23 protein-coding genes and 1 pseudogene are annotated in these 24,067 nt (G+C 68.1%); 9 read left to right on the forward strand and 15 right to left on the reverse strand.

Annotation, left to right across the window (positions count from 1 at the left end; translation table 11 throughout):
- The first annotated feature begins 228 nt into the window (after nt 1–228).
- Complete coding sequence (locus tag P3L18_RS27465; RefSeq protein WP_006371750.1) at nt 229–621, forward strand: MmcQ/YjbR family DNA-binding protein; 393 nt, start codon at nt 229–231, stop codon at nt 619–621.
- On the opposite strand, the gene P3L18_RS27470 is transcribed toward P3L18_RS27465, so the two are convergent.
- The gene (locus P3L18_RS27470) at nt 561–1,403 is read right to left on the reverse strand and encodes a DJ-1/PfpI family protein (protein WP_276115909.1); all 843 of its coding nucleotides are present in this window, start codon (nt 1,401–1,403) and stop codon (nt 561–563) included. The two genes, P3L18_RS27465 and P3L18_RS27470, sit on opposite strands and share 61 nt — an antisense overlap.
- Before the next feature lie 49 nt (nt 1,404–1,452).
- Nucleotides 1,453–2,421, reverse strand: a complete 969-nt coding sequence (locus P3L18_RS27475; RefSeq protein WP_079930293.1) for a helix-turn-helix domain-containing protein — start codon at nt 2,419–2,421, stop codon at nt 1,453–1,455.
- A gap of 248 nt (nt 2,422–2,669) precedes the next feature.
- On the opposite strand from P3L18_RS27475, the gene P3L18_RS27480 reads away from it, so the two are divergent.
- Entirely contained in the window at nt 2,670–3,941 is a 1,272-nt protein-coding gene (locus tag P3L18_RS27480; protein WP_276115910.1) for an MFS transporter, read from the forward strand.
- Between the two features lie 10 nt (nt 3,942–3,951).
- On the opposite strand, the gene P3L18_RS27485 is transcribed toward P3L18_RS27480, so the two are convergent.
- From P3L18_RS27485 to P3L18_RS27530, 10 genes are all read right to left on the reverse strand, one after another.
- Entirely contained in the window at nt 3,952–4,971 is a 1,020-nt protein-coding gene (locus P3L18_RS27485; RefSeq protein WP_276115911.1) for a vitamin-B12 independent methionine synthase, read from the reverse strand.
- A gap of 4 nt (nt 4,972–4,975) precedes the next feature.
- On the reverse strand, nt 4,976–6,115 hold the full coding sequence (gene mnmA, locus P3L18_RS27490) for a tRNA 2-thiouridine(34) synthase MnmA (RefSeq protein ID WP_006371755.1): 1,140 nt from the start codon (nt 6,113–6,115) through the stop codon (nt 4,976–4,978).
- Nucleotides 6,115–7,314, reverse strand: a complete 1,200-nt coding sequence (locus P3L18_RS27495) for a cysteine desulfurase family protein (protein ID WP_026920008.1) — start codon at nt 7,312–7,314, stop codon at nt 6,115–6,117. The genes mnmA and P3L18_RS27495 overlap by 1 nt, the downstream gene beginning before the upstream one ends.
- A gap of 122 nt (nt 7,315–7,436) precedes the next feature.
- Nucleotides 7,437–7,703, reverse strand: a complete 267-nt coding sequence (locus P3L18_RS27500; RefSeq protein WP_276115912.1) for a hypothetical protein — start codon at nt 7,701–7,703, stop codon at nt 7,437–7,439.
- On the reverse strand, nt 7,678–7,953 hold the full coding sequence (locus P3L18_RS27505) for a hypothetical protein (protein WP_276115913.1): 276 nt from the start codon (nt 7,951–7,953) through the stop codon (nt 7,678–7,680). The genes P3L18_RS27500 and P3L18_RS27505 overlap by 26 nt, the downstream gene beginning before the upstream one ends.
- Before the next feature lie 175 nt (nt 7,954–8,128).
- A complete protein-coding gene (locus P3L18_RS27510) occupies nt 8,129–8,626 on the reverse strand; it encodes a DUF4334 domain-containing protein (protein ID WP_020170758.1) in 498 nt (165 codons plus the stop codon).
- Nucleotides 8,593–9,660 (reverse strand): lysophospholipid acyltransferase family protein, encoded by a 1,068-nt coding sequence (locus tag P3L18_RS27515; protein ID WP_276115914.1) that lies wholly within the window; start codon nt 9,658–9,660, stop codon nt 8,593–8,595. Before P3L18_RS27515 ends, P3L18_RS27510 begins: the two co-directional genes overlap by 34 nt.
- Nucleotides 9,657–10,574 (reverse strand): GNAT family N-acyltransferase, encoded by a 918-nt coding sequence (locus P3L18_RS27520; protein ID WP_020170757.1) that lies wholly within the window; start codon nt 10,572–10,574, stop codon nt 9,657–9,659. Before P3L18_RS27520 ends, P3L18_RS27515 begins: the two co-directional genes overlap by 4 nt.
- A 99-nt stretch (nt 10,575–10,673) precedes the next feature.
- Nucleotides 10,674–11,630 carry an electron transfer flavoprotein subunit alpha/FixB family protein gene (locus tag P3L18_RS27525; protein WP_079930298.1) on the reverse strand — a complete coding sequence of 319 codons (957 nt, stop codon included), beginning with the start codon at nt 11,628–11,630 and terminating at the stop codon, nt 10,674–10,676.
- Nucleotides 11,631–11,731: 101 nt separating this feature from the next.
- Nucleotides 11,732–12,517, reverse strand: coding sequence for an electron transfer flavoprotein subunit beta/FixA family protein (locus P3L18_RS27530; RefSeq protein ID WP_006371767.1), 786 nt, complete (start codon nt 12,515–12,517; stop codon nt 11,732–11,734).
- A 140-nt stretch (nt 12,518–12,657) separates the two neighbouring features.
- Between P3L18_RS27530 and P3L18_RS27535 the strand changes: the two genes are divergently transcribed.
- From P3L18_RS27535 to P3L18_RS27545, 3 genes are read left to right on the forward strand one after another with little or no spacing between them, the layout of a single operon-like run.
- A complete protein-coding gene (locus P3L18_RS27535) occupies nt 12,658–13,461 on the forward strand; it encodes a class I SAM-dependent methyltransferase (protein ID WP_276115915.1) in 804 nt (267 codons plus the stop codon).
- 3 nt (nt 13,462–13,464) lie between these two features.
- Nucleotides 13,465–15,027, forward strand: coding sequence for a glycoside hydrolase family 57 protein (locus P3L18_RS27540; protein WP_276115916.1), 1,563 nt, complete (start codon nt 13,465–13,467; stop codon nt 15,025–15,027).
- On the forward strand, nt 15,027–16,358 hold the full coding sequence (locus P3L18_RS27545; RefSeq protein ID WP_276115917.1) for a glycosyltransferase family 4 protein: 1,332 nt from the start codon (nt 15,027–15,029) through the stop codon (nt 16,356–16,358). Before P3L18_RS27540 ends, P3L18_RS27545 begins: the two co-directional genes overlap by 1 nt.
- A 3-nt stretch (nt 16,359–16,361) precedes the next feature.
- On the opposite strand, the gene P3L18_RS27550 is transcribed toward P3L18_RS27545, so the two are convergent.
- Nucleotides 16,362–17,132 (reverse strand): acyltransferase, encoded by a 771-nt coding sequence (locus tag P3L18_RS27550; protein ID WP_276115918.1) that lies wholly within the window; start codon nt 17,130–17,132, stop codon nt 16,362–16,364.
- A 116-nt stretch (nt 17,133–17,248) separates the two neighbouring features.
- Between P3L18_RS27550 and P3L18_RS27555 the strand changes: the two genes are divergently transcribed.
- A complete protein-coding gene (locus P3L18_RS27555; protein ID WP_276115919.1) occupies nt 17,249–18,583 on the forward strand; it encodes a PQQ-binding-like beta-propeller repeat protein in 1,335 nt (444 codons plus the stop codon).
- A gap of 40 nt (nt 18,584–18,623) precedes the next feature.
- Here the strand turns inward: P3L18_RS27555 and P3L18_RS27560 are convergent, their stop codons facing one another.
- Entirely contained in the window at nt 18,624–19,607 is a 984-nt protein-coding gene (locus P3L18_RS27560) for a helix-turn-helix domain-containing protein (RefSeq protein WP_276115920.1), read from the reverse strand.
- A gap of 53 nt (nt 19,608–19,660) precedes the next feature.
- On the opposite strand from P3L18_RS27560, the gene P3L18_RS27565 reads away from it, so the two are divergent.
- Nucleotides 19,661–21,079, forward strand: coding sequence for an MFS transporter (locus P3L18_RS27565; protein ID WP_276115921.1), 1,419 nt, complete (start codon nt 19,661–19,663; stop codon nt 21,077–21,079).
- Here P3L18_RS27565 and P3L18_RS28475 read toward each other — a convergent pair.
- Nucleotides 21,002–22,198: pseudogene (locus P3L18_RS28475) on the reverse strand (class I SAM-dependent methyltransferase); the annotation flags it as partial. The gene P3L18_RS27565 and the pseudogene P3L18_RS28475 sit on opposite strands and share 78 nt — an antisense overlap.
- Nucleotides 22,199–22,405: 207 nt before the next feature.
- Here P3L18_RS28475 and P3L18_RS27575 point away from each other — a divergent pair.
- Nucleotides 22,406–22,648, forward strand: coding sequence for a hypothetical protein (locus P3L18_RS27575; protein ID WP_276115922.1), 243 nt, complete (start codon nt 22,406–22,408; stop codon nt 22,646–22,648).
- Between the two features lie 70 nt (nt 22,649–22,718).
- Nucleotides 22,719–23,900 carry an alpha/beta hydrolase gene (locus P3L18_RS27580; RefSeq protein ID WP_276115923.1) on the forward strand — a complete coding sequence of 394 codons (1,182 nt, stop codon included), beginning with the start codon at nt 22,719–22,721 and terminating at the stop codon, nt 23,898–23,900.
- The last annotated feature ends 167 nt before the right edge of the window (nt 23,901–24,067 follow it).

Genomic DNA, 24,067 nt, shown 5'->3' on the forward strand with positions numbered 1-24,067 from the left:
TTGGGTTCCAGCGTCGGTTCGGCTCGGTCTCGAGGCTCGGCGCCTGGGGCGCCTCACACCTCGACCACCGATGAACGGCTCGGCGCCTGGGGAGCCTCACACCTCGACCACCGACCAAGGACGAGCCGGACAACGGACACAAGACACAAGACACAGAAACTGGCACCGAAGGCGCGGTAGCGTGAAAGTCCCGCCACCGGAGTTGTCCACGTATCGAGGAGTCGACCCGTGCCACATCCGATCATGTTCGACGACGCCGACCCCTTCCTCATCCGCGTACGCGAAGTGGCTCTGGCATTCCCCGACGCCACCGAGGTGGTCGCGCACGGCCGACCAACATTCCGGTGCGGCAAGATGTTCGGCAACTATGGCGGTGGCGAGAAAGGCGGAATCCGCCACGACCGTTCGGTGTTGTTCCTCGCCGACCCAGCCGAGCGTGCCGCGCTCGTCGAGGATCCGAGGTTCTTCGTCCCCGCCTACTTCGGACCCGCAGGTTGGCTCGGCATCCTGCTCGACGACGCCACCGACTGGATCGAGGTCGCCGAGCTACTCGACGCGAGCTACCGCCAAATCGCACCGAAGCGGTCGATCGCGAAACTCGATGCCCGAGAAAGCATGTGACCGCCCGCGCGACGATCGCCACGACGAAACCGGCGCAGCGAACGATCCCATGACAACGCCGTCGCCGCCGTCAGCGGGCTGGGCCGCAGTGCGTCCCGCGACAGCAGCGCCGCGCCACGCGCGACGGTGGACGCCGACGCCTTGGAGCGGTGACCCGAATCGAACGGCGGCTGCGGATCGTATTCGATCACGAGCTGAATGGCCTTGGCCCGTTCCTCGCCGGCGATCTGCCCGGCCAGCCACAGTGCCAGATCGATCCCCGCAGACACCCCGGCAGCCGTCACCACTTTCGCCCCGTCACCCTCCCCCGTCGCTGCGCTCGCCCCGTCACCCTCCCCCGACGCTGCGCTCGCCCGGACCACCCGCTCATCCGACACCGGCGTCGCTCCGAACATCGACAACGCGGCCAGCGCGGACCAGTGCGATGTCGCGCGCCTGCCCTCCAGCAGTCCGGCGGCCGCCAGCACCACCGAGCCGGTACACACAGAGGTCATCCACGACGCGGTCGTCGATACATCAGCCAGCCACGCCAGCAGCCGCTCGTCCCGCGCCGCCTTCGCGCACCCGGGACCTCCCGGAACCAGCACGACGTCGGGATTCGGTGTCTCGGCCAACGAATGCGTGGCCCCGACCAGCAGAACACCGGAGTCGGCCACGATCGGTCCCGGCTCATGCCAGACGAATCGCACCTCGGCATCCGGAAGCATGCGCAGCACCTCGTACGGGCCCACGAAGTCGAGAGCGGTGAACTGCGGGTAGACGACGATCGCGATGCGGGTCATGCGGATTCCCCCTGACGTGTTCGGATGGTCATTGCCTGCCGGCCGTCGATCAGCGACAGGATCGGCGGTAACGGTCCGGCGATATCCCCACACGCCGCGAGAACACACGTCGCATGGTCTCTGCCGAGCCGAATCCGGATCGGGCCGCCACGACAGGCATCGGATCGTCACTCTCTTCGAGGTGCCGACGGGCGGCGTCGGTCCGAATCCGCTCGACGTAGACGCCCGGCGACTCGCCGACCTCGGCGGTGAACACCCGGGTGAAATGCCGCGGACTCATCGCGGCGATCGCCGCGAGGTCGGTGATCGGGTGCGGCGCTGCGGGATCGTTCTCGATGGCGTCCTGCACGTCTCGGATCGGACGTCGCCGGGCCCGTGGCATCCAGACCGGCGGCGCGAACTGGGACTGCCCACCCGGACGTCGGAGATGCAAGACCAGCCACCGCGCAACGGACTGCGCAAGCTCGGTGCCGTGGTCCTCCTCCACGAGTGCCAGAGTGAGATCGATGCCCGCGGTGACACCGGCCGCCGTCCACACGCGCTCGGAGCTGCGGATGAAGATCGGGTCGGGATCGACCTGCACGGCCGGATATTCGGAAGCCAACAGCTGTGCCGAAGCCCAGTGCGTGGTCGCGCGATGCCCGTCGAGCAGACCGATCTCGGCAGCCAGGAAGGCCCCACTGCACACGGTGACCACCCGCCGTGCTCGGCGTGCCGTGGCGCGAATCCACGTCATCATCTCGGAGCAATACCGGGCCTCGAAGACGCCCATGCCCCCGGGCAGGACCAAGGTATCGATCGGCGTGTCGGGTGCCGGCAGCGGGTCCGCGACGAAATCGAGGCCGGCACCGGAGGAGACCGGCCGACCCCCCACCGACACCAGCGAGATCTCGTAACCCGATTGCGCGACATCACGTCCGGCGAGCACCAGCGACGCCGCTGTGAACACGTCGAGCGGCCCGGTGATGTCGAGCGGCTGCACCCCGGCGAAGCCGAGGACCACCACTGATCGCGTCATGGGTCCATGGTGTCGAACGCCTGCCATGGCGTCCAGGACCAAACTCCCACAGATCAGGACACGCCCAGCCGGACGCCCTCGATCGGACGACAAGCCACGTTATGCGCTCACATGAATACACCGATGTCCGATAAAGGCATTTCGCGAGTATTTCGGACTGCAAATAACCCATGCGCCGAACTCAGCCGGACTACAGTGGGATTTCTGCCGGGAAAGCGAGATCTGCGACGTCTGTAGGAGATTCGAGCATGGCAACCTCATCGACCCCGCGGGAGAAACTCACCGCCGATCAGCGCAATTCCTTCGCCGCGGCATATCTGGGCTGGGCAATGGACGCATTCGACTATTTTCTGGTCGTCCTGATCTACGCCGACATCGCCAAGGATTTCGGGGTTCCGCTGGACCGGATGGCGCTGATCACCACCATGACCCTGCTGATGCGACCGGTGGGCGCGTTCATCTTCGGGCTCTGGGCCGACCGCAAGGGTCGTCGCATCCCGTTGATGACCAACGTCGCCTTCTACAGTGTGGTCGGCTTCCTCTGCGCCTTCGCACCCGGATTCTGGGTGTTGATGGTGCTGCGCATGCTCTACGGCATCGGCATGGGCGGCGAATGGGGCCTCGGGGCCGCACTGGCCATGGAGAAAATCCCCGTCTCCCGACGAGGCTTCTTCTCCGGCTTCCTGCAGAGCGGCTATTCGATGGGATACCTCTGCGCCGCACTGGCATTCCTGGTTCTCAACACATGGCTCGGCCTGAACTGGCGGTGGATGTTCGCGCTGTCGATCATCCCCGCATTGATCAGTCTGCTGATACGGGCGCGCGTGGAGGAATCCGAGGCGTGGAAGGCCACACGTGACCGGGTGCGTCAGACCCAGACCACCGCACGGGAGATCTGGTCGAATCCGGTCATCTGGCGACGCTTCATCTTCCTGGTCCTGCTGATGACGGCGTTCAACTGGATGAGCCACGGTACCCAGGACGTCTATCCGACATTCCTCAAGGCGCACAACGATTCCGGAGCAGGCCTGGCCGCAAGCACCGCAACCTGGATCGCGGTGATCTACAACGTCGGAGCCATCATCGGCGGTCTGATCGCCGGCGCACTGTCGGAACGGTACGGTCGCAAGACACTGATCATCGTGTGCGCGGTGATCGCGCTGCCGATCGTGCCGTTGTTCGCTTACTCCTCGACGGCCGGCTACCTCGCACTCGGCGCCTTCCTCATGCAGATGATGGTGCAGGGCGCGTGGGGTGTGATCCCGGCACACCTGACCGAACTGTCCCCCGACGAGATCCGTGGCTTCTACCCGGGCGTCACCTATCAGCTCGGAAACTGCCTGGCCGCCTTCAATCTTCCGATCCAGGAGGCGGTGGCCGGCAGTCACGGCTATCCGTTCGCGCTGACCGTGACGATCGTCCCGGTCCTGATCGCGGTCATCGTGCTGACCGCGTTCGGCCGGGAACGCAAGGGCGTGCAGTTCGGCAGTGAGCAGGCCAGCGTCGAGGAAGTCGCCTGAGGCGACGACCTCAGAGCGCGTCGGGATCGGCGGACAGCAACTCCCCGGCGCGGGCGCAGATACTCAACGCGGTGCGCGCCCAGTCCGGGGACGCTCCGGTCAGACCACATGTCGGGCTGACGATCACGTTGTCCGACAGCACTTTTCGCGCGAGACCGATGCGGTCGACCAGCTCGGCGAGGGTGGTCGCGACCGTCTCGGCATGGACGGCGGGGTCTGCGTGGTCGCCCGGCAGGACCCCGGCGACGAGCACATCGCCGCGGTCGATCAGGCCGCCGATCCCGTCGAGTGCCGCGGTGTCCGCAGATCCGATGCCCGTGACGTCGATGCCGTACGCCACACCCGAGAGTGCGTGCACGAGATCCCATCTCGGCGAGCCACAGTTGTGCACGATCATCGGCACGTCGAGGTGCTCGCGCACCGAGCGCAAGGCCTCGGCGACGTCGGCGACCGGAATCGGCGGGATCACGTCGAGCCGGGTCAGCGGCGGCACCCGACCGTCGATCACCGTCCCCACCATCGGCTCGTCGAGTTGCACGATCACCGAGGCGCCCAGCCGGCGACGGACCTCGCCGACCAATCCGGCGAGCCCCTCGGCACCGGAGTCGATGAGATCGCGCAGCGCGCCCCGATCGCGAATGGCCTTGTGCCCGTTGACGAGTTCGATGGAGGCGGCCAACGTGAACGGCCCGGCGACCGCGACCTTCATCGGCCGTCCGGTGCCGATGAAACCGGCTGCATCCCAGATCTCCTCGATCGCGTCGAGATCTGCGGCGAGGAACCCCCGCGCACGTCGCGCGACCGAGGAGCCACGGGCGCCGAGCCGGTAGCCCCAGGTGGCCGAGTCGATCGGGAGGTCGACGAGTACCGCAGCCATCCGCCCGATCATGTCGGCACCGATTCCACGAGCGGGCAACTCGGCGAGATGGGCGAAGTCGAGCTCGCCGTTGATGATCGCCGCCGCCTCGCGCGGATCGGTGCCCGGCATCGAACCAACACCCGTTCCCACCCCGGTGGGCAGATCGGTCATCGGTCTACTCGGCGAGCGATGCCGACACCGGCCGGGCCGCAGATTCCGGGTCCGACGAGGTGGAAGCGATTCGGCCCGAACCGAGTACGAGATCACCGTTGGCGGGATCGGGGAGATACAGTACCGCGGCCTGCCCACGCGCCACCCCGGTCAACGGCTCGCCCAGCGCGATCTCGATGAACGGGCCGTCGGGGCCGTCGACCGGGGTGGCCACCGCGGGAGCCAGCCCGCCGTGCGCGCGAACCTGAACGGTCACCTCGACGGGACCCTCGGGCGCATCTCCGGAGGTCCACACCGCGTTGCGGGTGCGGATCGAATGCACCTGTAGATGCTCCTCGGAGCCCACGGCGACCGTGCCGGTCTCGGGATCGATGTCGGTGACGTAGCGCGGACGACCGTCGGCGGCCGGCGCCTCGATGCCGAGTCCCTTGCGTTGGCCGATCGTGAAGCCGTGCACCCCGTCGTGATCGGCCAACCGCTCGCCGGTCCCGGCGTCGACGACCGCACCCGGCCGCACGCCGATGCGTGCGCCGAGAAATGCGCGGGTGTCGCCGGTGGGGATGAAGCAGATGTCATGCGAATCCGGCTTGGCGGCCACCGACAATCCCCGTTGCGCCGCCTCGGCACGGATCGCGGGTTTGGGCGTGTCGCCGACCGGGAACATCGCGCGGTCGAGCTGGTCCCGGGTGAGCACGGCCAGGACGTAGGACTGGTCCTTGTCCGGATCGACGGCCCGACGCAGCTGTCCTCCGGACAGGCGCGCGTAGTGGCCGGTGGCCAGCGCATCGAAACCCAGGGCCATCGCCTTGTCGGCCAGCGCCGCGAATTTGATCTTCTCGTTGCAGGTCAGACACGGATTCGGGGTCTGTCCCGCAGCGTAGGCGGCGACGAACTCGTCGATGACGTCGTCCTTGAAGCGATCGGCGAAGTCCCACACGTAGAACGGGATCCCCAGGACGTCGGCGGCGCGGCGGGCATCGTCGGCATCTTCACGCGAACAGCACCCCCGCGAGCCGGTGCGTAGGGCGCCCGGAGCGGTCGACAACGCCAGATGCACGCCGACGACGTCGTGACCGGCGTCGACGGCACGTGCGGCGGCGACCGCCGAGTCGACGCCCCCGCTCATGGCTGCCAGGACCCGCATCATTGTGTCCTTCCGCCGGGCGCCGACACCAGTCCGGCGACGCGGGCACGCTCGACCACCTCGCCGATGACGTCGGCGACGGTCTCGATGTCCGAACGGGTCGTGCTCGGGGCCAACGAGAACCGCAGGGAGCCGCGGGCCTCGGCCATGTCGAGACCCATCGCCAACAGGACGTGGCTGGCCTGCGCGACGCCGGCCGTACACGCCGAACCGGTCGAGCACTCGACGCCGTTGGCATCGAGCAGCATCAGCAACGAATCCCCTTCGCACCCTTCGAAGGACACGTGAACGTTGCCCGGCAGCCGACGCTCGTCGCGCGGTCCGTTGGCGCTCGTGCCGGGAATGTCGAGGATGGTGGCGAACAATTCGTCGCGCAATGCGGCGACCGAGACCATCGATTCGGGTAGCTCTGCGGTAGCGATCCGCAGAGCGGTCGCCATACCGACGGCCGCCGCGACCGGCTGGGTACCCGAGCGGACATCACGCTCGTGGCCTCCGCCATGGGCCAGCGGCACACACGGCACGTCGCGACCGAGCAGCAGCGCGCCGACCCCCTGCGGACCGCCGAACTTGTGGGCGGCCACACTCAGCGCCGACAACCCGCTCGCCCCGAAGTCGACAGGGATGTGGCCGACGGCCTGCACCGCGTCGGAGTGCATGGGAATGCCGAACTCGGTGGCAATCGCAACCAAGTCGGCGATCGGTTCGATCGTCCCGACCTCGTTGTTGGCCCACATGATCGACACCAGGGCGGTCTCGTCGGCGTGCGCGGCGAGTTCGGCGCGCAGCGCCGCAGGCGAGACGAACCCGGCGTCGTCGACCGGCAGGATCACCAGTTCGGCGCCCTGCGTGGCCAGCCATTGCGCCGAGTCGACGATCGCGTGATGCTCGATGGACGAGATCACGACCCGACGGCGTCGGTCGTCGGCCTGGCGTCGTGCCCAGTAGATCCCCTTGACCGCAAGGTTGTCGGCCTCGGTGCCCCCGCTGGTGAAGATCACCTCCGACGGCCGCGCACCGAGCGAGGCCGCGATCGTCTCCCTGGCCTCCTCGAGCAGACGCCGCGCCCACCGGCCCGCCCCGTGCAGCGACGAGGCGTTGCCGGGCTGGGCGTAGACGGCGTTCATCGCCTCGATGGCCTCGGGGAGCATCGCGGTCGAGGCGGCGTGATCGAGGTAGACGGGGGCTCGGGTGGGCATGGACATGTCGTTGCCAAGGATAAACGCGCGCGGGGTCCCAACCAATTCCACATCGACCCGAGATTCTCGACGGCCCGAGATTCTCGACGCGCGGCGTCCCCCCCGCGGATGCGGGTATGCGCTCAGCGCACCACCTGCCCGACGTGGAGAACCCCGTGCGGATCGTGTTGGGCGGCGAGCGCGGCAAGCCAGGCGAAGGTGTCCTCGTCGTAGCACCGTCGGATGCGCACGGCATCGGCGGACGCCGCGAAGTTCGGGAGCTCGCCGCCGGTGGCCCAGGGCGCCAGCGCGTCGAGGACCGCGGCGCCGGGTGTCGCCTCGGGCCCGCCGGCGAGCCCGACCGTGTACAGATGCGCCGCCGCGTCACGGTGACACAGTGCGCTGCGCACCGGCGGCTCGTCGGCGAACGCCCCACCGAGTATCCGGACCTCGACGATCACCGGGCCCCTGCTCGACGCGGCGTGCCGATCCGCGCGCCGTACTGGTGGCCGGATCGATCTCGCAGACGTCCAATGCGTTGGTGAGCACCAGGATCGAATGCCCTTCGACTCCGGTGGCGCCGTGCCCATGGGCCCACACCGCCACGGTCACGGCGTTGGCGGCGGCAACGCCGACGACGGCGGCGGCGGTGACATCCACCACCGCCCAGGGGCGTGGGTGACGGTGAGGTTGAAACCGACGGTCTCGGGGCGGTCGGTCTCGGGGGGACACGTCAGGGCCTCTCGTCGGGTCGATGCTGTCGAACCGACTGTCGCGTCACCCTCTTGGAAACCCCTTGCCGACCGCTTGGGTACCCGGCAGTTGTAGTCCCGGGTCAGTCCCGGTCGAGGTAGAAGTACAGATGCCGACCGTCGACCACTCCGCCCTTGCCGTTCATGATCCCCATGACGGTGGTGTCGTCGACCTTCTTGAAGTGGTCGATCACCGGCTGGCCGTCGTAGACCATCGAGGCGGTGACCTCACCGCGGAACTCGATCATCCAGAGGCTGGCCTCACCCTTGCCGAGTTCGGTGTTGGAGTACAGATCGCCATCGGCGTTGCGACACACCAGGGGCTGCACCTCGGAGCGGGAGATGAAGGTCTTGCCGTACCAACCGACGCGCGGGAGCATCCCGTTGGCCTTGTGCCCGGTGGTGAATTCGCCACCGCGCCACCGTCCCAGCATCTCCTCGGGGCGCAGGGTCGGCAGCGCCGCCCAAATCGCGTCGAGGTCGGCGTCGTCGACGGTGCCGTCGGCCGCGCGCAGGTCGGCGAATCGGGCACGTGCCTGATCGACGGTCAGCTTCGTCGAGGATGAGAGTGTGTCGGACATGCAGCGGCCCCTTCCGGCCCGGGAAACAACGGTGTCACGCCACGCACAGGCGTTCTGACATCATATATGTTGTTTGATTCCCGATGCCGGATGGACGCCCGGTCTCCCCGTGGCGCCGATCGGATCAGCTGTTCGCAGCGCGCGGCCATCGTCCGTCGGTCGCCCGAGGGCAGCTGCGGTTCGTGCAGACTGACGTGAACCGCGACGGCCCGCATCCGCAGCACCCGGGCAAGGGTGTCCGCCGGTCCGTCGTCGCCGATGAAACCCGGTTCGGCCGTGGGGATTCCGTCGGCACTGAAGGCGATACCGATGGGCAGGATCGGCACCCCCGCGTCGAGGGCCGATTGGAAGAAGGCCGGCCGGAACCCGCCCTGCGCGCGGCCGCACCACGTGGTGCCCTCCGGGAAGACCGCCACCGACGAATCCCGTTCGAGCCCGGCGACGGCCTCGGAGATCACCGTCGGCAGCGTCCGCAATGAACCGCGGTCGATGCAGATGACGCCCAGTCGCCGCGCGAGCGTCGAGATGCCGGGCATGGCGGCGACATCGGACTTGGCGACGAAGTGCGCAGGCTGCACCACCGCGATCGCCAGGATGTCCAGATACGAGATGTGGTTGGCGACGATCAGGCCGCGGGCGCGCGACGGAAACGGTCGGCGATCATCGATGATGACGCGGATTCCGATGGCACGCAACAGCTCTCGCGCCGCCCACCGCAGGTAGGCGCGGCGCACCAGCCGGGGTGCCACGGTGGCCATCAGCCCCACGAGTCCGATCATCACGGCCGTCGTCAGCAGACGGGCGATCCGCAGGGCCACCACGATCGGCCCGACCCGCGGCCCGACGTCGTCGAGACAGTGCGACCCACACGGGCTCGTCGGATACCACGCGTGCCTCACCTCGACCTCGGTACGCCCCGAGGCGCTCACCTCGCCGGCGGTCGGGAGTTCGGGCGATTCGGCGGGGTGTGGGTCCGCGGGGCCCGGTTCGATCCGCGGGTCCGCGAACGGGACCCGAACGCTGACCGCGGTCACGCCGCGCCCCCGAGCCGGAGGACCGTGTCACGGAGCCGGTCGAGATAGCGGAGGTTGGCACAGTCGAGATCCAGCACCGTCGGGAAATCGCCGACGTCGAAGGCCGGGTCGACCGCCGGGTCGCCACACACCCGCGCACCGAGGCGCAGGTAGGCACGCATCAGCGGCGGAAGCACGACCCTATCCGGCGCAGGGATGTCGTCGAGCGCCACGCCGTCGACCCGTGGACTCTCGTGCGGGCGCACCCGCCACCGTGCGCGGTAACGCTCGTTGAGTTCGTCCCTTGCGCCGCGTAGCGCGCTGCCCCGGGCCGAGCCGTCGACGGCCGGCCCGCCGAGCGGCATCGACACCGACCCCATCAGATAGCGGTAGCCCGACTCCTGCAGGTAGCGCAGGATCGACGCCCACATCAACGCGGTGACCGACCCGTCCCGGTGTCCGGTCGCCACGCAGGCCCGGCCCATCTCGACGGTCATCGAGGCGATCTCGTCCAGTGCGGTCAGGTCGAATTCGGTGGAGCTGTACCAGCCGCCGGCGGCGATGGCGCGGGGCGGCGCCAGCAGCCGGGCGCAGCCGATGATGCCGTGGTCGTCGTGTCGAGCCAGCAGATGTTCACAGTGGTCGTCGAAATGGTCTGCGTCACGGCGGGATTCGGGGTCGCCGATGTCATCGGAGAATCCCGGTTCGGCCGCGAAGACCTCGAACCGGAATCGCTGGGCGGCCGCGATGTCGGCCGGGTCGTCGGTGAGCACGATCCGCAGCGGCCCCGCGTGCACCAGGGTGCGGTGGGACGAGCCACGGTCGGTGCTGGTCAGAGCGGTAGCAGGTCCAGGTGTCATACCTGAGATGAAAGCCAGACCGGGCATCGCGAGTGCGACGGCGGGCCGTCGTGTCGGTGCTGGTCGGGTGAACACGTCCCGCGTGGCCGACGGCAGCGTGAACTCTGCGCAAACACCGAAAGCGCCCCCGGAGATCGGACATCCCGGGGGCGCTGTCGGTGACGCAGGAAGCGACTACTTGCGCTTTTTGACCTCTTCGGTCAGCTGCGGGGCGACGTTGAACAGGTCGCCGACGATGCCGAAGTCCGAGATCTCGAAGATCGGGGCCTCTTCGTCCTTGTTGACCGCGACGATGGTCTTCGAGGTCTGCATACCCGCACGATGCTGGATGGCACCGGAGATACCCAGGGCGACGTAGAGCTGCGGCGAGACCGTCTTACCGGTCTGACCGACCTGGAACTGACCCGGGTAGTAGCCGGAGTCGACGGCGGCACGCGAGGCACCCACAGCGGCACCGAGCGAGTCGGCGAGTTCCTCGACCACCGAGAACTTCTCCGCCGACCCGACACCGCGGCCACCGGAGACCACGATCGAGGCCTCGGTCAGTTCCGGACGATCGCCACCGACGTTCGGCTCGATCTTGGTGATCTTCACCGCGTTCTCCGCCTGCGCGGGAACCTCGACGTCGACGCGCTCGCCGGCACCGGCCTGCGGAGCCGCCTCGACACCACCCGGACGAACCGAGAACACCGGCACATCGCCCTTGGCCTGGGCCTCGACGGTGAACGCGCCACCGAAGATCGAGTGGATGCCGATGCCGCCCTCCTTGACGTCGATGACGTCGGCGAGGACTCCCGAGCCCAGCCGCACGGCGAGGCGTCCGGCGATCTCCTTGCCGTCGGCGGTGGCCGCCACGAGGATGCCGGCCGGCGACGCCGACTCGGCGATCGAGGCGAGCACGTCGACCTGCGGGCTGATCAGGTAGGTCGCGGCGTCCTCGGACTCGGCGACGTAGATCTTCTCCGCACCGGCTTCTTTGAGGCCGTCGATGATGCCGTCGGCCTTGCCGGGGGCGCCGACCACGACGGCCGACGGAGCGCCCAACGCGCGGGCGGCGGTGATGAGTTCGCTGGTCACCTTCTTCAGGGCGCCCTCGGCGTCCTGCTCGACCAGAACGAGAACTTCTGCCATTTTCGTTTACTCCTGGATGTATGTGGGGCCCTGCGGAATTCGCACTCGGATGACGCCGGAGCGCAAGCCCGCGGGCACGGGTGGTGGTCTGCGGGCCGGTGCTAGATGATCTTCTGCGCGACCAGGTACTCGGCCACCTTCACGCCACCGTCACCCTCGTCGGTGACCCGCTCACCCGCGGTCTTCGGCGGCTTCGGGGTGGAGCTGGTGACCTCCGAGCCCGCGTTGGCCAGACCCACCTCGTCGGCCTCGACGTCGATCTCGGCCAGGCCGACGACCTGGACCTCTTTCTTCTTCGCGGCCATGATGCCCTTGAAGGACGGGAAACGCGGCTCGTTGATCTTCTCGTTGACGCTGACGATCGCCGGCAGCTCCGCGGTGATGTGGTAGATGCCGTCGTCGGTCTCACGCTCGCCGGTCAGGGTCTCGCCCTCCAGCGTGAGCTTGCGCAGATGCGTCAGATGCGGCAGCTCGAGGTACTCGGCGATCATCGCCGGGATCGCCCCGACGCGACCGTCGGTGGCCTCATTGCCGGCGATCACGAGTTCGACACCCTCGACGGTGCCCAACGCACGCGCGAGCACATACGCGGTCTGCACCGCATCGGAGCCGTGCAGCGCGTCGTCCTTGATGTGAATGGCCTTGTCGGCACCCATCGACAGCGCCTTGCGGATCGCCTCGGTCGCCCGCTCCGGACCAGCCGTCAACACGGTCACCTCGCCGCCGTTGGCTTCCTTGATCTGCAGCGCTTCCTCGACCGCACGCTCATTGATCTCATCGAGCACCGCATCGGCGGCCTCACGATCGAGGGTGTAATCGCCGTCGGAGAGCTTGCGCTCGGACCAGGTGTCAGGGACCTGCTTGATCAGAACGACAATATTTGTCATGGGTCTTCGTCGACCTCCTGCGTCGGGTTCGGCAACTTACCGGCGGGTAAGGCCATCGGTCTTCCCCACTTTAGCCCGTCCTATTATCGGGCAGAACATCGACTAGCTCACAAAATGGACGGGAGACTATTGTCGTGCGGATGACCGACGTACACCGGGACGTAACGCCCGGCACGCCGCGGAGCCTGACATCGGACGAACAGCTCGCCCTCACCGGGGAGCGCACGGTCCCCGGTATCCCCGCGGAGAACTATTGGTTCCGTCGTCATGAGGTCGCCTATGCTCACATCGTCGGTAGATGTGCCGCGCGCCAGGTCCTCGAGGCCGGTTCGGGTGAGGGGTACGGCGCGGCGATGCTCGCCGACGCCGGCGCGCAGGTCACCTGCGTGGACTACGACGAGTCGGCCGTCGCCCACACACGTCGTCGGTATCCGCAGGTGGAGATCCGGCAGGGCAATCTGATCGACTTGCCGCTACCCGACGGCTCGGTGGACGTGGTGGTCAACTTCCAGGTGATCGAACACCTGTGGGATCAGCCGGCCTTCCTCACCGAATGCGCGCGCGTCCTGCGACCGGGTGGCGAGCTGCTCATCTCCACCCCCAACCGGATCACCTTCTCCCCGGGCCGCGACACCCCGCTCAACCCGTTCCACACCCGCGAACTCGACGCCGCCGAGTTGAGTGGATTACTCGCCGACGCCGGTTTCACCCTCACCTCGATGCTCGGCGTCCATCACGGCGAACGGCTCGCGGGTCTCGATCGCAAGTGGGGCGGTTCGCTCATCGACGCACAGATCGAACGCGCACTCGCCGGCCAACCCTGGCCCGAGGACTTGGTCGCCGACGTCGCCGGGATCGGCGCGGAGGACTTCGACATCCGTGACGCCGACGACGCCGACATCGACGCCAGTCTGGATCTGCTCGCGATCGCGATGCGGTCGTAGCGCGTGCCCACCCCGCACCGGACCCCGCCGTCCCCCGTCCCGGGCCAGTTCACCCTGGTCCTGCACTCGCATCTGCCGTGGTTGGCCAACCACGGCAGATGGCCCGTCGGCGAGGAATGGCTGTATCAGTCATGGGCCGCCTCGTATCTGCCGGTGTTCGCGATGCTGCGACGACTGGCCGCCGACAGTTTCTCCGACATGGTCTCGCTCGGGATCACCCCGGTGCTCGCCGCACAGCTCGACGACCCGCACTGCACGGCGTCGATGTATGAGTGGTTGGCCGACTGGCGGTTGCGGGCGATGGAGGCGGCCGTCGACGCCGACACCGACCGGCGTGCCCTGGGTCTGCGTGAACATCGCAGCGCGACAAAGGCATTGGCCGAATTCGAGCGCCATTGGCGTCTCGGGGGCGCCGCGACGATCCGACAGGTGGCCGACAGCGGCGTCGCCGAGATCCTCGGCGGGCCGCTCGCCCATCCGTTCGCACCGTTACTCGACGCCCGGTTGCGGCGATTCTCCCTGGGCGAAGGCCTCGCCGATGCCCACTTACGCTGGGGCACAAGACCGCACGGGATCTGGGCTCCCGAATGCGCCTTCGCCCCGGGAATGGAAACCGAGTACGCCGCCGCGGGCGTCGGCCACTTCATGGTCGACGGCCCGACGCTGCGCGGGGACACCGCACTCGGACGGCCCGTCGGCACCGGCGACGTCCTGGCCTTCGGCCGTGACCTGACCGTCAGCTACCGGGTGTGGTCCCCGAAATCGGGGTATCCGGGGCACGCCGCGTATCGCGATTTCCACACCTACGATCACGCAACCGGGCTCAAGCCGTCCCGGGTGACCGGGAAAACCGTGGCCGCCCAGGACAAGAAGCCCTACGACCCGCAGCGCGCCGATGCGGTGATCGACCGCCACGTCGACGACTTCATCGGCCATGTCCGCCGACGCCTGATCTCCGAGTCGCAGCGCATCGGACGGCCGGCGCTGGTGGTCGCGGCCTTCGACACCGAGTTGTTCGGTCATTGGTGGCACGAGGGACCGGTCTGGCTCGAGCGCGTGCTGCGCAGGCTGCCCGAGGCGGGCGTGCAGGTGGGCACCCTCGCCGGCGCCGCCGCACACGGCTATGTCGGTGCGCCCGTGGATCTTCCGCCCTCGTCGTGGGGATCAGGCAAGGACTGGCGGGTCTGGGAGGGGCCGCAGGTGTCGCATCTCGTGCAGCTCAACGCCGAGGTGAGCCGGACCGCTCTCGACGCGGTCGACAAGATCGTCGACCCGCGGGCGGGCCGCCACCACGTCGCCGACCAGATCGTCCGTGAAGCGCTGCTGACGGTCTCGTCGGACTGGCCGTTCATGGTGTCCAAGGACACCGCCGCCGACTACGCGATCGGCCGAGCCCATACCCACGCCCACGCGACCCGCGAGATCGTCGACGCCGCCCTGCGTGGCCGCGCCTTCGCGGCGGAGAGGCTGCGCCGCAACTGGTCTCGCGCCGACAACCTGTTCGCCGACCTCGACGCGCGCCGACTGCTCGAGATCACCGACACCACCACCGGGCGGTGCCGGTGATGCGTGTCCTGCTCATCTCGTGGGAGTACCCACCGGTCGTCGTCGGCGGGCTGGGTCGTCACGTGCACCACCTGGCCACCGAGTTGGCCGGCCTCGGCCACGACGTCGTCGTCCTCACCCGCCGTCCCTCGGGTACCGATGCGGTGTCACATCCGACGACCGATCGCGTCGTCGACGGGGTGCGGGTGATCGCGGTGGCCGAGGACCCGCCGGAGTTCTCCTTCGGCACCGACATGATGGCCTGGACATTGGCGATGGGCCACGGTTTCATCCGCGCGGGGCTGACGATCCTCGCCGGCGAGCGGGGGTCACGGGCGACGAGTTGGACCCCCGAGGTCGTCCACGCGCACGATTGGATCGTGGCGCACCCGGCCATCGCGCTCGCCGAGATCTTCGACGTACCACTGATCTCCACGATTCACGCAACCGAGGCGGGACGCCACAGCGGGTGGGTCAGCGGCCGGATCAACCGCCAGGTCCACTCGGTGGAATGGTGGCTGGCGACCGACTCCGACGCCCTGATCACATGCTCGGAGTCGATGCGCGACGAGGTGACCCGCCTGTTCGGCCCGTCGGTGCCCGACTCGTCGGTGCCTGACCCTGCCGGCATCGTGCGCCCTGTTCCGGGCCCCCGCCTCGCCGATATCACGGTGATCCACAACGGCATCGATATCCGCGCGTGGCCGTTCGCGCCGCGGCCGACGCCGACGGGTCCCGCCGAGTTGCTCTTCGCCGGCCGGCTCGAATACGAGAAGGGCGTGCAGGACCTCCTCGCCGCACTCCCCCGTATCCGTCGTACCCACCCGGGCACGACGCTGACCATCGCCGGCACCGGAACACAGCTGGAGTGGCTGACCGAGCAGGCCCGCCGACATCGGGTCGGGCGTGCGGTGACCTTTCTCGGCGCGGTCGATCATCATGGCCTGGTGGAGTTGATGCATCGGTGCGCCGCGATCGTGCTGCCGAGCCGCTACGAACCGTTCGGGATCGTGGCACTCGAGGCCGCGGCGACCGGCATTCCCCTGGTGACCTCCACCGCGGGCGGCCTGGGTGAGGCGGTCCGCGGCGGGGTGACCGGCCTGTCGTTCGAGCCCGCCGATGTTGCCGGACTGGCCGCGGCGGTGCGGACAACCCTGACCGATCCCGACTCGTCGGCGCAGCGCGCCCGGCGGGCGCGGGCACGGTTGTCGGAGGATTTCGCGTGGACGGAGGTCGCGGCGCGCACCGCGTCCGTCTACGCCTCGGCCAAACGCCGGGTGCGCCAACCGTCGGGGCGACCGATCATCGCGCAACGCCCACTGCCCGAACGAGACCCGGCGCAGCCGGAGTGAGCTCTACTTCTCCGACTGCGCCTTCTTGCGCTCGATGTCGGCCTGCGCCTTCTTGCGCTCGATGTCGGCGAGTGCGCGTTGGAGTTCCGCGCGCTGGGCGGCGTTGGCATCCCACGCATCCTTGCGGTTCTTGACGACCCGGGCCGGCGCACCGACCGCGATCGAGTAGTCGGGGATCTCCCCGCGTACCACCGCATGTGAGCCGAGCACGCACCCGCGTCCGACGATCGTGTTGCGCAGCACCGACACCTTGGCCGCGATCCAGGTGTCGGGCCCGATGCGCACCGGCCCCTTGACGATTCCCTGATCCTTGATCGGCAAGGTGATGTCGTCCATCCGGTGGTCGAAATCGCAGATGTAGCACCAGTCGGCGATCAGCGTCGAGCCACCGATCTCCAGGTCCAGGTAGGAGTTGACGACGTTGTTGCATCCGAACACCGTCTTGTCGCCGATGCGCAGGCTGCCCTCGTGCGCGCGGATGGAATTGCCGTCGCCGATGTGCACCCAGCGACCGATCTCCATCCGGCTCAACTCGGGGGTCGCATGGATCTCCACATTGCGCCCCAGGAACACCATGCCGCGCAACACGATGTGGGGATTGGCGAGCCGGAACCGCGCCAACCGCAGGTATCGCACGAGATACCACGGCGTATATGCCCGATTCCGCAGCACCCACCGCAGGGAGTCGAGGCTGACGAATCGAGCCTGCGCCGGATCCCGACGTCGCCCCGCCCGCCACCTCGACCGGTAGCTGGCATTCCACATCGTCGTCATGGATGGCCACCATAATCGACTCCCCCGGCCTGGCCGTCGTCGGCGGGCCACACGATAGGCTCTACCGTTGGCGCCGCCGGTGCGAGGTTCCGACGGCCAGGCGAAGAGGAGCTCCGATGGCGGTTGCCCGACGGTCACGTGCCCGAGGCCGGTTTCCGGCGCTCGTCGCCGTGGTACTCGGTCTGGTGACCGCGATGGCACTGTCGTCCTGTTCGGACGGGCACATCGACATCCGTTCCGTCTACGGCGCGGGATGGTCGAGTTTCGGCGGCAACGCCGGCAATTCGAACTTCGTCTACCCCACCGTCCCCGATGATCTCGCGTTGAGCTGGACCCGTCCGACCGGCGGCACGGTGACCGCACCGGTGACCATCTCGGCGACCGGCAATGTGGGCGTCACGTCGAACTCCTCGGGGTGCGACCTGTTGGTGCTCGATCAGCGCAACGGCCGCAAGAACTTCTGCAAGAACATGCGCGACGGCGTGGCCTCCAACGCGATGCTCACCGATCAATACGATCAGCCCTACATCGGCGAGGAGACCACATTCCTCGCCTTCAACGCCGGCGGCGCGATCCGCTGGCGGATGCCGGTGATCGGGGTACCACTCTCGGCGAAGTTCGCCGACAGCGGGGTGGTCCTCGTCGTCACCACGCAAGGTCAGATCCTGCTGCTCGACACCCAGACCTCGAACCCCGTTGCCCCGGAGGTGCGCCTGCGCCCGGAGGCCGATCCGGGGGATCCGCTGTACGGCTTCGGTGACTGCGTCACCAACGGTCCCCGCTGTACGGTCCCCGCACCACCCGCGGTCGACGTCGCCCATCAACGCTTCTTCCTCAACGTCTGGCCGACCGGCGCGATCGCGAGCGAGATCCGCGGTTTCTCCTATGCCGCCACCGACGGCAAGCGCACGGTGACCGAACTGTGGAAAGCCCAGGTGCCCGGCGGGGTCATCGGGCCGGCGACGGTCTCGGCGGACGGCGCGACCATCTACGCCTTCAGCAGGCTCGGCCAGATCGTGGCACTCGACGCGGCCACCGGCCGGACCCGCTGGACCTACGACAACGGCGGCTACGGTTTTGCCACCATGACGGTCTCGCCGGATGGCCTGATCATTCCGACGGGCGTGATCGGGGCACCGCTGACCCTGCTGCGCGACGAGGGCAACCGCGCCGAAAAGATGTGGCAGCGTGATGATCTCGCCACCGTGAGCCTTTCGGCCCTGACCAGTGCCGGTACCGCGTGGACCGTGGTTCGCGACGCGGGTGCGCAGACATTGTCGCTGACCGAGGTGTCGACCACCGACGGCAAGACGAAACGGTCGGTGCCGCTGCCGGATTCGGGTGGGTTCGCCACCGGGATCGCGGTGTCGTCGTCCGGTCAGATCGCCACCGCCACCAATATCGGCGAGGTGTATTTCTTCGACAGCAAGCGCAACATCGCCGGACAATAGACCTGCGAGCCGGTGATGCCGGCCCACGGGCGCAGTCGGCTCACGCTCCGCGAAAGGTCTTGCGGTACGCCGACGGAGCCATGCCGAGCTCGTTGCGCAGATGGTGCCGCAGGTTGTCCGCCGACCCCAGGCCCGACCACTGCGCGATCTCGTCGATCGAGGCGCCCGTGGTCTCGAGCAGTTCGCGCGCGAGATCGAGTCGCCGGTCACGCAGCCACGATCCCGGCGCCGTTCCGGTCTCCTCCCGGAATCGGCGGATGAAGGTGCGGACACTCAGATGCGCATGCGCGGCAAGCCGTTCCACGCTCAGCGCCTCGTCGAGGTGGGTCAGCGCCCACTCCCGCGTGGCCTGCGTGAGGTGACCGGCGTCGTCGGGGACCCCGCGCTCGATGAATTGTCCCTGACCGCCCTCGCGCCACGGCGGGACGACGCAGTGCCGCGCGACCCGATTGGCGACCGCGGCGCCGTGATCGCGACGGATGATGTGCAGACACAGGTCGATTCCCGCCGCCAACCCCGCCGAGCTGAGGATCCGGCCCTCGTCGACATAGAGGACCGACTCATCCAGTGCCACATCGGGGTACAGCCTTCGGAAGTCGTCGGCGTAGCGCCAGTGGGTGGTGGCACGGCGACCGTCGAGGAAGCCTGCGGCGGCGAGCAGGAACGCCCCGGTACAGATCGACACGATCCGGGTGTCGGGACGGATCCGTGCCAACGCCGCGGCCACGCCGTCGGGCATCGTCGCCCGTCGACGGCAGTTCTCGTCACGGGTGCCCGGGACGATCACGGTGTCGGCCGTTGCGATCGCCTCCGGCCCCGCTCCCGCGATCAGCTGATAGGCGGTGGTGGTCGCCACCGGCCCCGGGGTGATGGACACCGTCGTCACCTCGTACAACGCGCGCCCGGCCTCGTCAGACGCCTGCCCGAACAGCAGGGGCGGGATGGTCGCATCGAAGCCGACCACGGGTGGCACGAGCAGTACCGCCACCCGGTGCGGAACCGGCGTGGCACAATTTTCCGACATATTGGCAATCATGCCAGTGGCACGTGGTCTTGGCCATCCCCAATGCTGTTCGGGTGACCACCGATACCCGCCGTGCCGGGCCACCCGCACGCCCGCGACGCCGGCCGCACTGGGCGTGGATCGTCGCCGCCGTCAGCTTCGTCGCGATCCTCGGCGCTGCCGGATTCCGCGCCGTGCCCAGCGTCATGATGGATCCGCTGCACATGGAGTTCGGCTGGTCGCACGCCACGGTCGGCTTGGCGATGTCGATCAACATGGTGCTGTTCGGCGTCACCGCTCCGTTCGCGGCGGCACTCATGGATCGCTTCGGGGTCCGGCCGATCCTGACCATCGCGCTGGTCCTCATCGCCGCCGGCACCGGTCTGGGTGTCTTCATGACGGCGAGCTGGCAGTTGCTGGTGTTGTGGGGGGTGCTCGTCGGACTCGGCACCGGGTCGATCTCGATGGGCTTCGTCGCGACCGTGTCCACTCGGTGGTTCGTCGAACGCCGCGGCCTGGTGACAGGAGTGCTGACCGCCGCGTCGGCGACCGGCCAGCTCATCTTCTTGCCGATCGTCGCCCACCTCACCGACTCCCGCGGGTGGCGCGTCGCGTCGATCGTCGTCACCGTGGCCGCCCTGGCCGTGGTGCCACTGGTCCTGCTGTTCATCCGCGACCGGCCCGCCGACGTCGGCACCACCGCCTACGGCGCTCCTCCCGGTAGCGAGGACTCGGTACTACTCACTCGTGGATTCGGTGCCGCCGCAAGCGGATTGCTCCAGGGCATGCGAGTACGCGCCTTCTGGCTGCTGGCGGCGAGTTTCGCGATCTGCGGGGCCACCACCAACGGTCTGATCGGTACACATTTCATCCCGGCCGCTCACGACCATGGCATGCCGACGACCGTCGCCGCCTCGCTGCTCGCCACGATCGGCATCTTCGACGTCGCGGGCACGGTGTTCTCCGGGTGGCTCACCGATCGTGTCGATCCTCGCGTCCTTCTCGTCGTCTACTACCTCGGACGGGGCGTGTCCCTACTCCTGCTGCCACTGCTGCTGTCTCCCCACGCCGAACCCAGCACCTGGGTGTTCATCATCTTCTACGGATTGGACTGGGTCGCAACGGTTCCGCCGACGATTGCGATCTGCCGCCACTACTTCGGCGCCGACACGCCGGTGGTGTTCGGCTGGGTCTTCGCCTTCCATCAGGTGGGGGCGGCCGTCGCCGCCTTCGGCGCCGGCTACATTCGCGACGCACAGGGCTCCTACGACAACGCTTTCCACGTGGCCGCCGCCCTGTGCGTGATCGCTGCCGGATGCTGTGCGGCGATCCGGCTTTCAGCCCGCCCGGACGCCGGGCTCGCAGACGAAGCCGACCCCCTTGCGGCCGATCCGGGTGAGCACCAGCGCCAGCGGACGGGAACCCTTGAGCTTGAGCCGCTTTCGAAGCGAGTCCGGGTCGACGTCGAGGCCGCGGACGAGGATCTCCAGTGAACCGCAGTCATACGAGGTGAGCGCTTTGCGGAGCACCTTCTCCCCTGTCGAGGGCAGGCGCTCGATGATGCGGAAACCGCGCTCACCGTCGGGCACCGAATCGCCGGTCAGATAGGCGATGTGCGGATCGATCTGCCAGAGCCCGTGCCGATGCGCATAGTGGCGCACCAGACCCGCGCGCACCACCGCTCCGTCCGGATCGAGGAGGAACGTCCCGGGGTCACCCACGGCGACATCGTCGGACTCGGCGTCGGTGATCTCCCACACCCGCACCGTGCCGTCGGCGTCGGTACGCATCACCGTGGCCCGACGCCCATCGTCGATCCCCGGGCCCGACCACAGACAAGCTTCGCGCACCGACGAATCCAGCGACGTCACCTGCACCTGACCGGCGAACCCGAACCGGTCGCGCAACACCTGATAGTCCAGTCCCGGAGCGCATTTCACCACCAGTGGCCGCCCGGCGTAGGTCATCAGCACATCGAGAAGCGGCGGTGTCAGGGCATCGAGACGGAAGACGCGGCCGGTACCCGAACGGCGAGCCGGGTCGGCGAGGAACACATCGGCTCTCGACGTCGGCGTGAGGGCGTCGGCGACGAGCAGCGTCGGGACCCGGCCCGTACCGATCGCCATGCTCTTCGGGTCCACAGTGTTCTGTTGGGCCACAGTGCTCTGTTGGACCACCGTGTTGTGCCGGGCCATGGCCAGTCGTACGCGGTCGAGATCACTGCCGATCACCCCACCGATTCCCGGAACAGCGGCCAGCTCGATCAGCTCACCGCCGATTGAGCAAGTGACGTCGTGGACCACTGCCCCTGGCCAGCGGGTGGCGATCTCGGTGGCCCGGTGCCCGGCCACCGGGGATGCGGTCGCCTGTTGCAGGGCATCGTCGGTGAGCAGGAGATCGTCGGCGTGGCGCAGCTTTCCGGCCGCTCGCCGACGGCACCGCACGGTCTCGATCAGTGCTGCGTCGTGCGGGGCATAACGGCTGCGCGCCTCGGTGACGTCGGCGAGCATCGACCGATCGGTCAGCGGCAACGCCGACACCATCTCAAGGGCCTTCGCCCCGTGTCGCGACCGTAGGAAGGCCACATCGTCTACCCCGAACCGGTACCCCATCGCCTCAATACTCCCCCGGGCGATCACCCTTGCTCAAGGTTAGGTCACCCTTTGACTTATTAGGTAACCCTCAGTGATGATGTCGGCCATGGGAAGAATGAGAAGAACAGTCGTCCTCGCCCTCGCCGGCACGGCCACCGCCGCCGGCGGACTCGTGGTCGGTACCGGCGCGGCCGCTGCCGCGCTCCCCGACGGGGCGTACCGGCTGTGTGTACACACCAATACGGCAGCTCGGTCGAGCAACGCTGTGGTGACTACACCGTCGAGGGCGACAAGCTGATCGGGACGGCGGGCACCCTCGACCTGGTGAGTACGCCCTGGGGCGCCTACGCCGACATCCCGCCGGTCAGCCGGATCACCTTCGTCAAGACCGGTACCGGCTACCAGGCGATCAACTCGGTTCTCGGCGTCCCGGTCGCGACCTCGACGTTCACCCCGGTCGCCGACTGATCGGCCGCACACGCCGCTCTCCGGGAGCAGCGGTCATGACCTTCGACGAGCCAGCCGTTAGTCTCACGTCGTGGCATCGACAGACGACCGTCCGGCCGAACTCTCGGGTCCGCCCACCACACGTGCTGCGTGGTGGGCGGATCTGCCTGTCGCGCAGCGAGAACGGTTGCACACCGAGCATCCGGAGTGGATCGGTAACAGCGACGGAATCCCGGCCGCGGACCGCGATCTCGCGAATCGCGCGCTGCTGCCCACGGTCCGCGACAATCTGGAGAAGCAGAGCCGCACATTGGCAGAACGTCTCGCCGACAACCGATTCGGCGGTACGTTCACCTCCGATGACTCGCGCAAGTGGTACGTCGACGCGAAGATCGCCGACATCGGGGCCATCGAACGGGAGCTCCGCCGCTCCGAGCCGGCCCATCCGCGGCTGCTCATCTCGTTCGACATGCACAGCGGTGAGCGCGGGCACGCCGCGGTGGCCATCGGCAATCCCGACTCCGCCGACCACATCGGCGTCACCACCCCCGGTTTGGGGACCACCGTGCACCCGTCCCTGACCGGCGATTTGCCCTACCAGGGCATGGGCGGTGAGGGGCGCCTGCTGCGCGAGGAGACCCTGCGCCAGCTGGCCATCGTCGGACGCCCCACCGAGACCGTCGCCGCGATCGCCTGGATCGGTTACGACACACCGAATTTCAAGGGACCGGGTCGCCGCGTCTCCACGGCCCGCGGCGCTATGCATGTCGCCACGTCGAGCAAGGCGCGCGACACCGCACCCATCCTGTCGCGGTTCTTCGCCGGCCTCGTCGCGGCGTCGGATCGCCGACCCCACCTGGTTGCCCTGGGCCACTCGTACGGGTCACTGGTCACCGCCGAGGCCCTCCGGCTGACTCATGGCCTCATCGACGACGTCATCTTCTACGGCTCCCCCGGCCTCGGCGGTGACCGCGGATTCGACCTCGACTACACGCCGGAGAGCTTCAACCTCGTGTCCGGTGCCGCTTATGTCCTGAAGAACGACGACGACCAGATCGCCGACCTCGGACTGTTCGGCAGCGACCCCGTCGAGAGCCCGTCGCTGATCCGCCTCGCCACCCGCGCCGGCGTCGATCGCACCGGTGTCCGGCGCGTCGGATCGGCCGGCCACGCCACCTACACGCGCGACGTCGAGGGGAAATCGACGATGGCCCAATACAATATGGCCGCCGTGCTCGGGCAGATGCCCGAGCACCTGATCACTGGGCGGTGAGGGCCGAAAACCGTTCTTCCCCAAGACTTTCGTTCTTCCGCTGGAGATTTCTTACGGAAGAGTGAAAGTCTTGCGGAAGAACAGTCACACCTGGGCTAACTGGGGCTAACTGCAATACCGTTCAGTTAAGGTTACATGGGTGTAGTTTGTAGGGTATGCCTCGTGCT

The sequence above is a fragment of the Gordonia sp. N1V genome (genome assembly GCF_029269935.1).
Classification (GTDB): Bacteria; Actinomycetota; Actinomycetes; order Mycobacteriales; family Mycobacteriaceae; genus Gordonia; species Gordonia polyisoprenivorans.